We start from the raw sequence: 13,705 nt of genomic DNA, 5'->3' as shown, positions 1-13,705 counted from the left end.
ATCACCATGGCGGAACAACAAGATATCATCCTGGACGTTCGCAATCTGCAAACGCATTTTTTCACAGAAGATGGCGTCAGTAAAGCAGTGGACGGCGTTGATTTCTCTCTAAATAGAGGAGAGACACTCGGGCTGGTAGGAGAATCGGGCTGTGGAAAAAGTATCACTTCCCTCTCGATCCTGCGTTTGATTGCCAGTCCTCCGGGAAAAATTGTAGGAGGAGAAATCCTTTTCAAAGGGCAAGACCTGACGAAAAAATCAGAAGTAGATATGCGTGCGATCCGTGGCAACGAGATTTCGATGATTTTCCAAGAGCCAATGACCTCGCTTAATCCGGTTTATTCGGTTGGGGAGCAAATCGCAGAGGTATTGCGCCTGCACCAAAACATGGGACGGAAGGAGGCTTGGGACAAAGCAGTAGACATGCTGCGTCTAGTCGGTATTCCTTCCCCGGAAAAGCGCGCGACGCAAGAGCCGCATGAATTGTCTGGGGGTATGCGCCAGCGTGTCATGATCGCGATGGCTCTCGCCTGCCGCCCGGAAATTTTGATCGCGGATGAACCGACGACAGCTTTGGACGTTACCATTCAGGCTCAGATTCTCGAGCTGATGAAAAAGCTGCAAGTCGAAATGGGCATGAGCATTATCATGATTACCCACGATCTTGGCGTTGTTGCAGAAACATGCGATCGGGTCGCGGTCATGTACGCAGGAAAAGTCGTAGAGTACACGACTGCACAAAACCTGTTCGCAAATCCACGCCATCCTTATACAGTAGGGCTGATGAACTCCCTCCCCCGTCTGGATGAGGACGTGGAAGAGCTGCAAGCAATTAAAGGAAATGTACCAAGTCCGTTCAATATGCCAGTTGGATGCCGATTCGCTCCACGTTGCCCGCATGCAACAGAGCTGTGCCATACAAAGCTTCCTGAACTCTCGGAGTATGCAGACGGAAGCAAAGTACGCTGCTGGATGTATACGTCTGAGTGGGACGGCGACACCAAGACTGCTACGGAAGTGGGGGTATGACCATGATGACGACACAAGCGAATCCAACGAAAAAACCATTGCTGGAAGTAAAAAATCTCAAGCAGCACTTCCCGATCAAAGGCGGCTTATTGGGTCGTACCGTCAACCACGTAAAAGCCGTGGATGACATCAGCTTCACGATCCATGAAGGAGAAACACTGAGTATTGTAGGCGAATCCGGTTGTGGTAAATCCACTACCGGTCGTGCCATCCTCCGTTTGGACGAACCGACGAGCGGAACGGTACTATTCGAGGGACAGGATCTGCTGGCGATGTCCAAGAAGCAAATGCGCGACATGCGCAAGCATTTGCAGGTCATTTTCCAGGACCCGTTTGCTTCGCTCAACCCGCGCCAATCTGTATCCGCTATTCTCGGGGAAGCGTTGGCGATCCAAAATATTGTACCGGCGCATCAACGCCGCGAGCGCATAATCGAGCTGCTCGGCTATGTAGGCTTGCGCCCGGATCAAATTGACCGTTTCCCGCATGAGTTCAGTGGTGGTCAACGCCAACGGATCGGGATTGCCCGTGCCCTCGCAATGCAGCCGAAGCTGATCATTTGTGACGAAGCCGTATCGGCACTCGACGTATCCATTCAGGCTCAAGTGCTGAATCTCCTGAAATCGTTGCAGAAGCAATTCAAGCTGACCTATTTGTTCATCTCCCATGACCTCGGCGTCGTTCGTCACATCTCGGATCGCGTCATGGTGATGTACCTCGGTAAAGTGGTAGAGATCGCGGATAAAAAGTCGCTGTTCGACAACCCGCAGCATCCTTACACACAGGCACTTTTGTCTGCGATCCCGGTGCCGGACATCAATAAGAAGCAGGAGCGAATCATTCTGCGCGGAGATGTACCTTCTCCGATCAATCCTCCGCAGGGCTGCCGCTTCCATACGCGTTGCCCGTATGCGATTGATCGCTGCAAAACAGAAGTACCTGGACTGACGAGCCTGCACGACACGCACCAAGTAGCGTGCCACATCGTCCAAGTCTAATCATAGAGAGATTAAAATTTTCTAAAAACGCAAGAGATCAAGAAGCAGCATGATATGATGGTAACTGCAAAATCTCTCCATACAGAAGGGATCTCATGATAAGCTTCGAAGGTTTCACATTACTCATTCTGCTGTTTATTTTGGCTCCTATCATAGGAGCTATTGCTTTATTGTTTCTGTTCATTTTCGAGAAGCGGATTGATCTGTTAGAAAACAAGAATCTGAAGATCGAGCTGGAAAAAGAGCTGCAGCAAGCGCTCTACAATCAATTGAATCAACAAATCCAGCCTCACTTCTTGTTTAATACGCTAAATGTCATTCTGAGTCTGGCGCGATTGAACCGAACGAAGGAACTGGTGAGAGCGCTCGAAGTCCTCTCCCAGTTTCTCAAATTCAAATACAAATCCACAGAGCCGTTGATTTCATTGGCGCGGGAGATTACGTACACGGAGCAATATTTGGAGATTCAAAAGCTGCGTTTCGGTGATCGGCTCCGAATTCAGCTCGATTGTGCAGATGATCTCTTGCAAGCATCCATTCCGCCATTCGTCTTGCAGACGATAGTGGAAAACGCATTTAAGCATGGATTGGAACGAAAAATGGGCGAAGCTATCTTAGACATCCGCATAAGCCGAAAAGATGACGATGTCCTGCTTACGGTCATCGACAACGGTTCTTCCGGACTCACAGCATTCCAGAATGAAAGTGAGATCGAATCTGAACAGCCACATGAGGAGAGCGGTCATGGGTTGGACAACATCCGCAGGCGGCTCCACCTTTGTTTTGGTGATCATGCACATCTGGAGCTTGCTCCGATAGCTGAAGGAGGAACTCTTGTGTCTGTCAGGTGGCCCTGCACGTATGAACAAATCGATCTGAGGTGAGAAGATGAACGTACTACTCGTGGATGACGAACCGTTGGAGCTGGACCAACTCGAGTATTTGATTCAGCCCATGTTCCCCTTGTGGAAATTCTACAAGGCCGCAGATGGCAGCAGGGCCATGGCGATCAGCCAGAAGGTTCCTCTTCATCTTGCCTTTCTGGACATTAATCTTCCGGGGAAATCCGGGCTGGTGCTTGGCGAAGAGCTGAGAGCCCAGCACAAAGACATCGAGCTCATCATTGTAACGGCTTATCAAGATTTTCATTATGCCAAGCAATCGATCCGCCTCGGTGTCGTGGATTACATCACGAAGCCCGTCATTGAGAGCGAGCTGGTCGACATTCTGAAAAAATATCAGAAGAGCCCTGCCCTCTCTGCTTACACCCGAATTATTTCTGATGCGATGAACATCATTCATCAAAAATTCGCGGAGAAGCTGAATTTAGCTGATCTGGCCGCAGAGGTCCATATCAATCCGACGTATTTGAGCCGCCGTTTTCATGAAGAAGTAGGCGTCTCATTCTCTGAGTATTTAATGCAGTACCGCATTCAAATGTCGAAGAAGTTCCTGATCGCTCATCCTGATTGGAGCATATCGACGGTTGCAGAGCGGACTGGCTTCAACAGCCAACACTATTTCAGCACCATTTTTCGCAAGGTAGTGGGGAAAACCCCGAAAGAATACCGGGACAAGGGGAATGCATCTTGACCTACTTATCTTTTCGCGAATATGTGGTCGGTGCAGCAAAGATCGGCATCGGGCTTGGGGTCGTCTCGATCCTCGCCCGCTGGGTGACCGGAAACACGATCTTCGGTTCACCGGAAGCACTCGTCAAATACGGGATATTTGGCGGGATCGGCTTCGCTTTGATGGGAGCATTTGCCCTCAGTATGTTTGGACTACTTGGGCGAAAGGTCCGGCGTGAGTTATCAGAAGGGATGACCATCGGGGATTACATGCGGGACAAGCTACACCCGTTTGGTTACTGGCTGATGATCATCATCCTTTTGATTACGACGATTGAAGCGATGTTCGTTCAGGGAATGGCTGGGGGCGTATTGCTGAACATCTTGTTTGGCTTCCCGATCCCGCTCGGCTTGCTCTGCTTTTTCGTATTTTGTGTGCTGTTTGCAGGCATCGGGGGAATCCGCTCGATCCATCGTTTTGCCATCGTGCAAATTGTCATTACGTTTGCGGCCGTCATCCTGATTCCCGTCTACTTTTTCGTCGGAAAAGGTGTCGAGCACGTCTATAACGGACTGCGCCTTTACCATCCTTACCTTCTGGTGCTCAACAACAACGAGGGTCTTTTTTTTATCATTACCGGGCTGTTGATTGGTTTTGGACAAGTGTTTGTCGATCAGGCATCGTGGCAGCGGCTCTATATGATGGAAGAGAAAAAGATCGTCCCTACCTTTCTGGTGTCTGGACTCATTTTTGCTACCGTACCACTGGCGTTTTCCTCGCTGATCATCATCGTCCTTTTTACGGGCGGCTTTGATGATATTTACTCGCTGCTGTTTGATCTCGTACGCAAGATTGACACGATGATTTTACTTGTATTATTTGTCCTCTGTGCCTTTGGTGCGATCATGTCCGCTTTCGGTGCGGGTCTTCATTCCATGATCAGTCTGATGGTCAACAACGTCTATCAGCTGTTCCGCCCAAACGCTTCGGAACGGCAAAAAATCCGTTTGGGCTACATCCTTGCCATTGCCATCGGTGCGCTTTCGTATGGTTTGACGATCTACTTCCAGCCGACCTTGCTGGATTTGCTGTTCTTCTTTGGCATTATGTACGCCTCGCTGTTTTTGCCTGTCGTCGTCATCGTGTTGACGAAGGGCAAAGCACCTACTTTCATTTTGATCAGCGCAGTAATGGGATTCGTCGCAGGCTATAGCAGCCGGATGTACGTCGATCCGATGATGGCAATCTGGATTGCCTCCTTATGTACAGCTCTGGTCTTAACCGCCTACTTGTGCATGACCTGGCTATGGAAACGGTACATCCGAACGCCGGATCACACTCGCTGACCCACAGGAAGGAACGAATCCTATGCTACGCTCCTACTTGCTGCTCATTTTTTGCGTAACCGCTTGGGGCAGCAATTTCGTCTTCGGGAAAATGCTCGTCGCCGAGTTTTCTCCGCTCTTTTTATCGGCTATGCGTCTCTTGTTTATCGTGTTGTTTCTGCTCATCTGGTCCAGAGGGCGGCTGAAAATGCCAAAGCTCTCTCGTACGGACTGGCTCTTGCTCGCGGTACTGGGAGTTGTTGGCGTATTCATTAACCAGTGGTCCTTCTACAAAGGACTCGTTACAGCTGATCCGACCACCTCGGCCCTGATCCTGGCGCTGACGCCGATTACAACCGCACTCTTGGCTGCCTTGTTCTTGAAAGAGTCGCTGACTGGTCGCATGGCAATCGGTTCGGTAATCGGTACATCAGGGGTTATATTCGTCATTTATACAGGGGCAGAGCTGCATTTTGATGTCGGTATCCTCTGGATTGTATTGACGATGCTGACGTTCGCTACCTCGATCATCCTCGTCAGGTTGTTGGGACATCGACTCCCTCCACTCGTGACGACGCTCGTATCCAATTTGATCGGCTTCGGATCGATGCTGCCTTTTGTCCTGATCAGCATCCCTACGGCCACGGTAAGCACAAGCCTTTCATCCTGGCTTCTCTTGTTTGTCACCGCTGTCGTCATGCACGGCATTGTGACCTTAATCTGGAACAGCCAACTACAGAAGGTAGGCGCTGCCAAAGCCGCGATGTTTGCCAACCTGGAACCGTTTATTGCCATGCTTTTCGGCTTGTTATTGCTGGCAAAGCCTGTTACAGGCGTACAGTTTTTCGGTGCGATTCTCATCATCGCGGGCGTGACCTTGACCACAACCTCCAAGGAACCGCGTAAAAAGAAGAACCCCTCCTCGCTTTCATCCTGAGCAAAACAGCTCGCTGCACTTTTCATAGTAAAACAGTCGGAATTGTAGTTGAGAAGTACAATTTCATTGTTTTATACTAGAAGAAAGGCTGGCGATGTCTGTGCCGTTACATCGTGATAAGAGGAGGGACAGTCCATGTCTACCGTAAAGCTATCCCAGTGGGAAACGATGCTGTTAGAGGCAGCCCGTGCCCATGGATTCGTCGATGAAGAAATCATCCACAAGCTGAGAACAGGTGACCCTGCACCTTTTTCGGACGTGGAGGGCGGCAAGTACGATTACACCCCTCTGTTTGAACTGTCCAAAAATGATCCCCTTACGCTGGAAGCTGCGATTCGCGAAGGCTACCAGATCAAGTTCACCACTTTTAACGGGATCAAGTTTTTGCTGAACAAACGCTACAACATCCAAGCGGAGCATGACTATCAAGTCGAGGAGACAGCGCTGCACCACGTTCGTTTACCAGACGATGCGTTGGCGTGGATGCGCAGGACAATCTCCCTTAACTGGCGAATTGTTGAACTAGAAAAGCTCGCAGACACCAAAGAAACGCTCGTCAGATTCGAACTGGCAGCATCGTAAATACGAAAGAGCACTTTCCTCAGGGGAGAGTGCTCTTTTTTCAAAATGCGGGGTATTGGAAGGAGAATCATGATGACAACGACAACGCAAACGTATATCCAACACATTCAAGCAATGTATCCAGAGTTGACCATCACTTCCGCCTACTTTAACGAGATGGGCCAAAACAATGATGTACTCATCGTCAATGACGCGTACGTGTTTCGTTTTCCGAAGTACACCGCCGGAATCGTGCAACTAAAGATCGAAACGAGAATTTTACGCACGGTAAAACCATATCTCTCCCTGCCGATTCCGGCTCCGATCTATTTGTCCTTTGCCGAGGAAGCCCCTGGGCGGGTGTTTGCCGGATATCCGCTACTTGAAGGTGAGCCTTTTACCCGAGAAGCTTTTCAAGCAGCCTCTCGTCAAAACGCGGTATCGACTGTCGCTACCCAGCTGGCACAATTTCTTCATGAGCTGCATCAGCTTCCCGTCTCCTCCTTGCTCCCAGAGCTTCTCCCTGGCGATTTTGACATGGCCAAGCAGTTGACTGAGCTGTATGAACAGATTGCTTCGAAGTTGTTCCCTGCCATGCGTGAGCAAGTGAAAAGGGATGTAGCTGAGCGCTTTGAAGCATACCTGGTAGACCCAGCCCACTTTGATTTTCAGCCCTGCTTGACTCACGGAGATTTTGGAACAGGAAATATCTTGTACTCCCCCACAAAACAACGCATCACAGGCATCATCGACTTTGGCGGCTCTGGTGTAGGCGATCCTGCTTACGACCTCGCAGGACTCTGCGCGAGCTATGGGGAAGCGTTTTTGCAGCATTTCACCCCGGTGTATCCCCAGCTTGAGCAGGTGATGACCCGGATGAGATTTTACCGCAGTACATTTGCCTTGGAAGAAGCCTTGTTTGGCCTGGAAAACGACGATGAGACAGCGTACCAAGCTGGCATGCGGGACTACCTCTAGCCTTTTACAGCACCCTGTGTCAGCCCTTCCACCAAGTACTTTTGGCAAAAGGCAAACAATAGCATCGTCGGGATGACTGACAGCACCGTAGCTGCCGACATCGCTCCCCATTCGATATCGTATTTTTTGATAAAGGCGTTCATTGCAACGGGAATCGTTTTGACCGACTCTTCATCAATGAACAGAACGGCCATAATCAGCTCGTTCCAGCATTGAACGAAGGCGAAAATAAACGTGGCCGCAATTCCGGGGAGCATGATCGGCACGATGACGCGAAACAGGGCACTCAATCGGGAGCAGCCGTCCATCATCGCTGCTTCCTCCAAGGCATTGGGTATCCGTTGGAAAAAGCCCGACATGATAATCGTACAAAAAGGAATCAGCATGACCGTGTAAATGAGCATCAATGAAAACAGGCTGTTCAAGATGTGCATGTTGGACATCATCACGTACAACGGCGCCATGCCAATGAACATCGGAATCATTTGGGTGACGAGAAATCCGAACATCACCTGACGCTTTCCTTTAAACGAAAAGCGAGCCAACACGTAACCGCCGAGCATCGCGATGAACACGACCATTGCCGAAGCGACCAAGGAAACGAGAAAGCTGTTCCAGATATACACCTGGAAGTGGGAAATCTGAAAGATCTCCAGGTAATTGTTCAACGTCACCTGTTGTGGCCAATATTGAATCGGCAGCGAAAAGATTTCCTTTTGACCTTTGAGCGACGTAATGATAATCCAATACAGCGGGAAAATCGCGAACGCAAGAAACAAGGTCAAGACAATCGCTCTGCCAGTCCTCCACCCTAGATGATCACGATGCATCAGAAGTCCCCTCCCTTCTCTACTTTGGTCGCTTTCACGTAGAAGATCGTGAATAACATCAAAATCACCACGATGATGACACCCACAGCCGAGGCTTGCCCGTAGTCTTGTCCAAAGATGACTTTATCGATCATATAGGTAGCGAATATATGCGTGGAGCCTGCAGGAGCTCCATTCGTCATCGCGTAAATAATGTCCGGAAAGTTAAGAATCCAGATAACCCGCAACAGGATCGTCACCAGCATCGTAGGCATGATATACGGCAGTGTCACCCGCCAAAACTGCTGAATCCTCCCCGCTCCATCCATCGCCGCCGCTTCGTACAGCTCCTCTGGAATCGATTGCAGGGCAGCCAGAATCATGATGGCAAAAAACGCGACGCCATACCAAATATTCGCGATAATGACGGCAGCCATCGCCCAAGTTCCGTCCGCCAAAAAGGAGATCGGCGCATCGATCAGCCCCGTTTTCAAGAGCAAATCGTTAATAACGCCAAACTGGGCATTGAACATCCACCGCCAAATCAGCCCAATCAGAAAGCCGGACATCGCCCACGGAAAAAAGATAAATGCCTGATAAATCCCTCTCCCGCGAAATTTTTTCCGCATCATAAGGGCCAGCATGAAGCCAAACAGCAATTGAAAGACAAGGGAGAAAAACACCCAGTAAAAGCTGTTCATAGCAACACGCGGGAAGTCCGGGCTTGTCAGTACATTCACAAAATTGTCCAGCCCGATGAACTGAATATTCATCAAATCAAAGAGCGTGTAGTTCTGAAAAGACATGATGATTCCACGCACGAGTGGATAATACGTAAAGACCGAAACAAACAAAATGGCGGGCAAGAGGCACAAAAATATAAAACGACCTTCTTTGGAAATCCGGAACGATTTCTTCCCTTCCGGCACAACCTGCTTCGTCATCATGACGATGGGTTTTTGTGTGTCCAAGCTACCATCCCCCCACGTCTACTTTCGCTCGGCTTTTTCTTTGGTCCAGTATTGATCCCATTTTTCCAACAGGTCCTCTGCGGTGAGCTGATCGAGCAAAAAGCTCTGAATATCTTTATCCGCCGTGCTTTGCCAGGCTCCCCAGCCTTTGTAATCCACAGGACGTGAAACATCGAGGAACTTCGTCGGCTGCTGGCTCATCTCAATAAACGGCTGGAAGTAACCTGTCTTGTAAAATTCATCTTCTGCTGCGCTTTTCACGACGGGAATCGTGGAAGTCTTTTTCGCAAAATGAGTGCTCTGTTCAGGATCAGAGAGGAATGAAATCAGCTTCCACGCCTCTTCCTTGTGCTTCGAGTACGCAGTCATCCCCCACCCCGGTCCACCGACTACTTGCTGAGCAACACCCGAAGGACCAATCGGAATCAGAGCGGTCGCCCACGTCCCTTCCTGCATCTTTTCCTTGGCTCCATCAATGACATCAGGGTCTTGAATCAGCATGGCAGTCGAACCCGCTACAAAGCCCTGTACCATCTCCTGAAAGCCCCAGCTCACGGAATCTTTTGGGGAGCCTTCCTTGTAAAGCTGTTTGTAATACTGCATGGCTTCCAATGATTGCGGTGTGGAGAAGAGCGTGCGTCCATCCTTCATGAAAAAGGCAGAGTCAGGGTCGACCTCCGTCCCGTTGTAGGCCCACATCGTGATCAGCGCGTAATCCCACCCGGTCGCTCCTCCCCGGAAGCTGTACCCGTAGCGGTTTTTGGAAGGGTCCGTCAGCTTTTTGGCTGCGAACAAGAGCTCATCCCACGTCTTCGGCACCTCGATCCCTGCTTCCTTAAACCAATCCGTCCGATAATACAAGACGCGCTGGTACAGTCCATTCGGAATGTAATAAGGAGTCTTGTCCACCCAGGTGGCACGCCGTTTGGCGACGTCAGTCAGCTGATCGTAATTTTGCCATTTGTCTGTGTAGGGCTTCAAATTTTCAATAAAGCCGTTCATCGAAAACTGCTTGGCATTGAATTCACGAACTTCTAGCACGTCCAGCTCTTCTTTTGCCATCAGCATTTGAGTGATCTTCTGATCCGCTCCTTCGAATGGAGGTGAAATTAGATCGACTTTGATCCCCGGATTCTTCGCTTCAAACTGGGCTAGCATGTCTTTTAACAGCGCAGTTCGTTGTGGGCTAGTAATGCTCTCGACCATTTTTAGCGTGACGCCATTCGCACCTGACGGCGATACTGAGTCAGGAGTGGCCGTCGGCTGACTACAGCCTACCAGCAATGCTGTCGCCATCGTTAATTGGAGCGCCACAGAAATCCAGGAACGAAATCCCATACACGAACCCCCTCATGTTTTTTATTGGACAGTTCGTATTATATTAAATATTCTGAATTATAAGTTTTAATTTCTTTACCAGTTTTTTCGTTTTCTTTACTCTTTTTTCAGTGCGGCTTTCCCGACACTCTTTATTTGACTAACGGGAAAAAATACGTTAGCATTTTATATGCTATAGCATATAAATAAAGGGGTTTGAATTCTCTATGGAATTATTCAATCTGACCGGCTTTCTTCTTCACCGTACCGATATGAAAATGACGAACTATTTTAAGAAGAGGTTGAAGCAATTAGAGATCACGCCAGAGCAATGGGGCATTCTTAGTGTCATGGATGGAGAAAGAGCGATCACACAAAAGGAACTTTCGGATGCGATTGACCGCGATCAAACCACCGTCGTCAGAATGATATACTCGCTTGAAAAAAAGGGAATCGTCATTCGCACATTAAATGACGCGGATCGGCGCTCACATAACTTGTTACTCAGTGACAAAGGGATGGAGCTAAAATCAAAGCTTCTACCCGTCGTTACCGATGCGCATCACCATGTAACGCAAAACCTTACCGATGGAGAGATTGCGGAATTGCATGCTTTGCTCGACAAACTCTATCAAGTCGTAAAAGATGAATAAATAGAGGTCATATACTTTCTCCACCAAATACATGCTATAGCATATACTTAGTTTGATAATGAATAACGAAAGTGAGGAAGCCATCATGTTCCTAATCGTTTTGCAAGTCGTGGTAGCGATTTTCTTTATGTTTACAGGTACAAAAATTATTTCCGGTAAAATGGCGAATGAATTTGACCGCTTTGGACTCCCACCCATTTTTAACTTCTTAACTGGCTTTATCGAGATCATCAGTTCCATTGGCTTGATTATTGGGATATGGTTTTCAATCGCGGCACTATTATCTGGATTGCTTTTAGGCGTGACCATGTTGGTAGCTGCCTTCATTCTACTCGTAATTGCTAGAGATCCTTTTCCGAAAGCACTACCGGCACTCGTTCTTTGCATTCTCTCCTTTTTCATCTCGACGTATCATTTTTAGCCTAGACAGGGGAATACCCATACAATCATAACAGCGGCGAGCCCAAGACTTCATGATCATGTCTTCGGTCGCCGCTGTTTCATTTATGGAGTCCGTCTAGAACTTGGCTTCGCTCCTACAGAGCATCCTCAGCCCCATGAGGACCGCCCATGCTTGCTGCTGTTTTTTGAAAAAGAAACGGAGCGGTTGACCGTTTTGTACATCGATCAGCGTATCGTGGCTACTGGCCCGTAACGCGTACTCCATACCAGCTACCTCTGCTACAGGAGCATCCTCTCGAAGGAAGAGCCGCAATCTTCCGCCTTCTCTTGACGTGTACGTCCCGACGAGCTTTTCTAGCTCTTCTCTCGTTGGCGTATAGAGCGGGGCTTCGTCTTCTTTGTGTGTAAACGGTAAACCAAGGGCAGCATTTACAGCAGCCAACCATACGCCCCGAATCGGCACATTTTCCAAATTGGAAAGAACGGTGACGACTAGCCCTTTTTCCGGAACGAATCCGAAGTTCGACGACACCCCGGGCTGACCTCCGCCATGCTCAACTAGCGTTATTCCTGCATACCTAGGCGTTGTTTTGAGCGCATAGCCATACCAGGTGTCTTTTGTCAGTCGATGAACTGGCTGCCACATGGCTCTAAGAGAGGCCCCATCTACTACCTGCTTCTCTTGATAGCGCCCGGCATTGACATAGAGCTGGCCGTATTTCAGCAAATCAACGACGCAGGAGCGGATGCCTCCCCCCACTTCATAGTTGCCGAGCGTGGGCCACGATACCTTTTTCAGTTGCTGCTCCTCCCCTTTGACATAAGGGACGGAGACATCGGCAAAGCCAGCCACTTCTTCCAGGTTATAGGTCGAGCGATTCATTTCGAGCGGCGCTAGCAGGTGTTCTGTTACATAGGTACGGTAGCGTTGCCCAGTGACACGCTCGATAATAGCTCCGAGCAGGAGAAACATGTCGTTACTGTAACTGATATACTCACCCGGCATACCAAGTGGAGCAAATTGGACTTCGTTCAAATAGGCAATATGCTCGGGGAGTTTCCTCAGTTCTTCCCGGCGTAGTAGTGGTGGAACACCTGAAGTGTGAGAGAGCAAATGATGGATCGTGATTTTGTCCGTATGTATGTCTCCCTTTCCTTGTAAATCAGGCAAATAGTTGCGAATCGGGTCGTCAACAGACAGCTTGCCTTCTGCCACGAGCTGCATGATAGCGGCAGACGTAAACGATTTGGTAACCGAAGCAATGCCGAAAATGGTCTCGGGTGTTACTGGCTGATTCGTCCCCAGATCGGTAACACCAAAGCCTTTTTGATAGATGGTCTCACCATCCCGAGAGATGCCAATGGAGAGCCCCGGTACCTTTTCCTTCTGTATGAACTGTTGCACAAATGCTTCCAGAGCTGAAACGCTTGCGTGGTCCATTCCATTCTCCTGCCTTTAGTTGAAAGATTCTAGCTAGCAAAAAGAGTGTTCCAAAAGTCATTCGACTTCTTCCCATTCAAAAGAATAGGCCAACACATCGATACATGAGTCATGCGCGCATAATACCCAATGCTTGACTCTATGGGACGTAAAGCCAAATGCTTCTTTTACTGTAAAATCCCGATTTCATCAAATGTCATCCCAAGATAGCTGTACTTTACATGCACTCTGTCTATTGCTTCATGATGAACGACACTTAGTCCATAAATTTCATCGTTTTTCGTAGCAGTACCCTCATCCATTTTTTTAAAATAAGCAAAAGGAGATGTGCCAGCTTTTATCGCTACGTCCTCTAGATTCTGAAATCCATACGGCTTGGAGCCCGGATTATCAAAATCATCCGTTATGATGAACCCTTGTAAAGCATTACTAACCTGCACTTTTGTTTTTGATGGTGTTTCATCGTTATTCACTGAAACATCTATGATTTTCACTTCACCAAAGCCCTTATTACCCATGCCCACAACAACAGATTTATGATCTTCGCTTGAAGCACGGGTGCCAATATCCAATGGCGGATTACCTTTTACAAGGGAATAAAAACCTCCCACAACGATTGATAGAAGTACTATAGAAACCCACAATCTTTTCTTCAATTTTCCCATCCTTACTCGGTGTTTTTCCAGTGCTATTGAAAATGATAATTTGGTAA

15 protein-coding genes are annotated in these 13,705 nt (G+C 48.6%); 10 read left to right on the top strand and 5 right to left on the bottom strand.

The annotated features are described in order from the left end of the window. Positions 1 to 6: 6 nt before the first annotated feature. From ODZ53_RS12245 to ODZ53_RS12210, 8 genes are all read left to right on the top strand, one after another. Positions 7 to 1,029, top strand: a complete 1,023-nt coding sequence (locus ODZ53_RS12245) for an ABC transporter ATP-binding protein (RefSeq protein WP_372677318.1) — start codon at positions 7 to 9, stop codon at positions 1,027 to 1,029. 2 nt (positions 1,030 to 1,031) lie between these two features. Next, positions 1,032 to 2,027 (top strand): ABC transporter ATP-binding protein, encoded by a 996-nt coding sequence (locus ODZ53_RS12240; protein WP_372677316.1) that lies wholly within the window; start codon positions 1,032 to 1,034, stop codon positions 2,025 to 2,027. 95 nt (positions 2,028 to 2,122) lie between these two features. Beyond that, positions 2,123 to 2,911, top strand: a complete 789-nt coding sequence (locus ODZ53_RS12235; protein WP_372677314.1) for a sensor histidine kinase — start codon at positions 2,123 to 2,125, stop codon at positions 2,909 to 2,911. Between the two features lie 4 nt (positions 2,912 to 2,915). Beyond that, complete coding sequence (locus tag ODZ53_RS12230; protein ID WP_012685281.1) at positions 2,916 to 3,620, top strand: response regulator transcription factor; 705 nt, start codon at positions 2,916 to 2,918, stop codon at positions 3,618 to 3,620. After that, a complete protein-coding gene (locus ODZ53_RS12225) occupies positions 3,617 to 4,945 on the top strand; it encodes a sodium:solute symporter family transporter (RefSeq protein WP_199929206.1) in 1,329 nt (442 codons plus the stop codon). The genes ODZ53_RS12230 and ODZ53_RS12225 overlap by 4 nt, the downstream gene beginning before the upstream one ends. 22 nt (positions 4,946 to 4,967) lie before the next feature. Next, on the top strand, positions 4,968 to 5,861 hold the full coding sequence (locus ODZ53_RS12220) for a DMT family transporter (RefSeq protein ID WP_372677311.1): 894 nt from the start codon (positions 4,968 to 4,970) through the stop codon (positions 5,859 to 5,861). A gap of 135 nt (positions 5,862 to 5,996) precedes the next feature. Beyond that, a complete protein-coding gene (locus ODZ53_RS12215; protein WP_372677309.1) occupies positions 5,997 to 6,443 on the top strand; it encodes a hypothetical protein in 447 nt (148 codons plus the stop codon). 72 nt (positions 6,444 to 6,515) lie between these two features. Then, on the top strand, positions 6,516 to 7,400 hold the full coding sequence (locus tag ODZ53_RS12210) for a phosphotransferase family protein (protein ID WP_372677422.1): 885 nt from the start codon (positions 6,516 to 6,518) through the stop codon (positions 7,398 to 7,400). Here ODZ53_RS12210 and ODZ53_RS12205 read toward each other — a convergent pair. The 3 genes from ODZ53_RS12205 to ODZ53_RS12195 are packed head-to-tail and all read right to left on the bottom strand — an operon-like array spanning position 7,397 to position 10,518. After that, positions 7,397 to 8,230 carry a carbohydrate ABC transporter permease gene (locus ODZ53_RS12205; RefSeq protein ID WP_372677307.1) on the bottom strand — a complete coding sequence of 278 codons (834 nt, stop codon included), beginning with the start codon at positions 8,228 to 8,230 and terminating at the stop codon, positions 7,397 to 7,399. The two genes, ODZ53_RS12210 and ODZ53_RS12205, sit on opposite strands and share 4 nt — an antisense overlap. After that, positions 8,230 to 9,180, bottom strand: a complete 951-nt coding sequence (locus ODZ53_RS12200; RefSeq protein ID WP_199929210.1) for a carbohydrate ABC transporter permease — start codon at positions 9,178 to 9,180, stop codon at positions 8,230 to 8,232. The genes ODZ53_RS12205 and ODZ53_RS12200 overlap by 1 nt, the downstream gene beginning before the upstream one ends. 18 nt (positions 9,181 to 9,198) lie before the next feature. Beyond that, positions 9,199 to 10,518, bottom strand: coding sequence for an ABC transporter substrate-binding protein (locus ODZ53_RS12195; RefSeq protein WP_372677305.1), 1,320 nt, complete (start codon positions 10,516 to 10,518; stop codon positions 9,199 to 9,201). Between the two features lie 206 nt (positions 10,519 to 10,724). Here ODZ53_RS12195 and ODZ53_RS12190 point away from each other — a divergent pair, with 206 nt between their 5' ends. Then, positions 10,725 to 11,150, top strand: a complete 426-nt coding sequence (locus ODZ53_RS12190) for a MarR family winged helix-turn-helix transcriptional regulator (RefSeq protein WP_372677303.1) — start codon at positions 10,725 to 10,727, stop codon at positions 11,148 to 11,150. 85 nt (positions 11,151 to 11,235) lie between these two features. After that, entirely contained in the window at positions 11,236 to 11,571 is a 336-nt protein-coding gene (locus ODZ53_RS12185) for a DoxX family protein (RefSeq protein WP_372677301.1), read from the top strand. Between the two features lie 96 nt (positions 11,572 to 11,667). On the opposite strand, the gene ODZ53_RS12180 is transcribed toward ODZ53_RS12185, so the two are convergent. Together ODZ53_RS12180 and ODZ53_RS12175 are read right to left on the bottom strand one after the other, a co-directional pair. Continuing rightward, positions 11,668 to 12,993, bottom strand: coding sequence for a serine hydrolase domain-containing protein (locus ODZ53_RS12180; RefSeq protein WP_372677299.1), 1,326 nt, complete (start codon positions 12,991 to 12,993; stop codon positions 11,668 to 11,670). A 167-nt stretch (positions 12,994 to 13,160) separates the two neighbouring features. Then, a complete protein-coding gene (locus ODZ53_RS12175) occupies positions 13,161 to 13,658 on the bottom strand; it encodes a hypothetical protein (RefSeq protein ID WP_372677297.1) in 498 nt (165 codons plus the stop codon). Between the last annotated feature and the right edge of the window lie 47 nt (positions 13,659 to 13,705).

The sequence above is a fragment of the Brevibacillus sp. BD137 genome, assembly GCF_041644655.1.
In the GTDB taxonomy this organism is placed as follows: domain Bacteria; phylum Bacillota; class Bacilli; order Brevibacillales; family Brevibacillaceae; genus Brevibacillus; species Brevibacillus brevis_D.
This window is presented reverse-complemented; position numbering and strand designations above follow the sequence as displayed.

Bases quoted from the DNA above. Each gene is read 5' to 3' on its own strand.
- ODZ53_RS12245 (WP_372677318.1), top strand. From the start codon at position 7: ATGGCGGAACAACAAGATATCATCCTGGACGTTCGCAATCTGCAAACG.
- ODZ53_RS12240 (WP_372677316.1), top strand. From the start codon at position 1,032: ATGATGACGACACAAGCGAATCCAACGAAAAAACCATTGCTGGAAGTA.
- ODZ53_RS12235 (WP_372677314.1), top strand. From the start codon at position 2,123: ATGATAAGCTTCGAAGGTTTCACATTACTCATTCTGCTGTTTATTTTG.
- ODZ53_RS12230 (WP_012685281.1), top strand. From the start codon at position 2,916: ATGAACGTACTACTCGTGGATGACGAACCGTTGGAGCTGGACCAACTC.
- ODZ53_RS12220 (WP_372677311.1), top strand. From the start codon at position 4,968: ATGCTACGCTCCTACTTGCTGCTCATTTTTTGCGTAACCGCTTGGGGC.
- ODZ53_RS12215 (WP_372677309.1), top strand. From the start codon at position 5,997: ATGTCTACCGTAAAGCTATCCCAGTGGGAAACGATGCTGTTAGAGGCA.
- ODZ53_RS12210 (WP_372677422.1), top strand. From the start codon at position 6,516: ATGACAACGACAACGCAAACGTATATCCAACACATTCAAGCAATGTAT.
- ODZ53_RS12205 (WP_372677307.1), bottom strand. From the start codon at position 8,230: ATGCATCGTGATCATCTAGGGTGGAGGACTGGCAGAGCGATTGTCTTG.
- ODZ53_RS12195 (WP_372677305.1), bottom strand. From the start codon at position 10,518: ATGGGATTTCGTTCCTGGATTTCTGTGGCGCTCCAATTAACGATGGCG.
- ODZ53_RS12190 (WP_372677303.1), top strand. From the start codon at position 10,725: ATGGAATTATTCAATCTGACCGGCTTTCTTCTTCACCGTACCGATATG.
- ODZ53_RS12185 (WP_372677301.1), top strand. From the start codon at position 11,236: ATGTTCCTAATCGTTTTGCAAGTCGTGGTAGCGATTTTCTTTATGTTT.
- ODZ53_RS12180 (WP_372677299.1), bottom strand. From the start codon at position 12,993: ATGGACCACGCAAGCGTTTCAGCTCTGGAAGCATTTGTGCAACAGTTC.
- ODZ53_RS12175 (WP_372677297.1), bottom strand. From the start codon at position 13,658: ATGGGAAAATTGAAGAAAAGATTGTGGGTTTCTATAGTACTTCTATCA.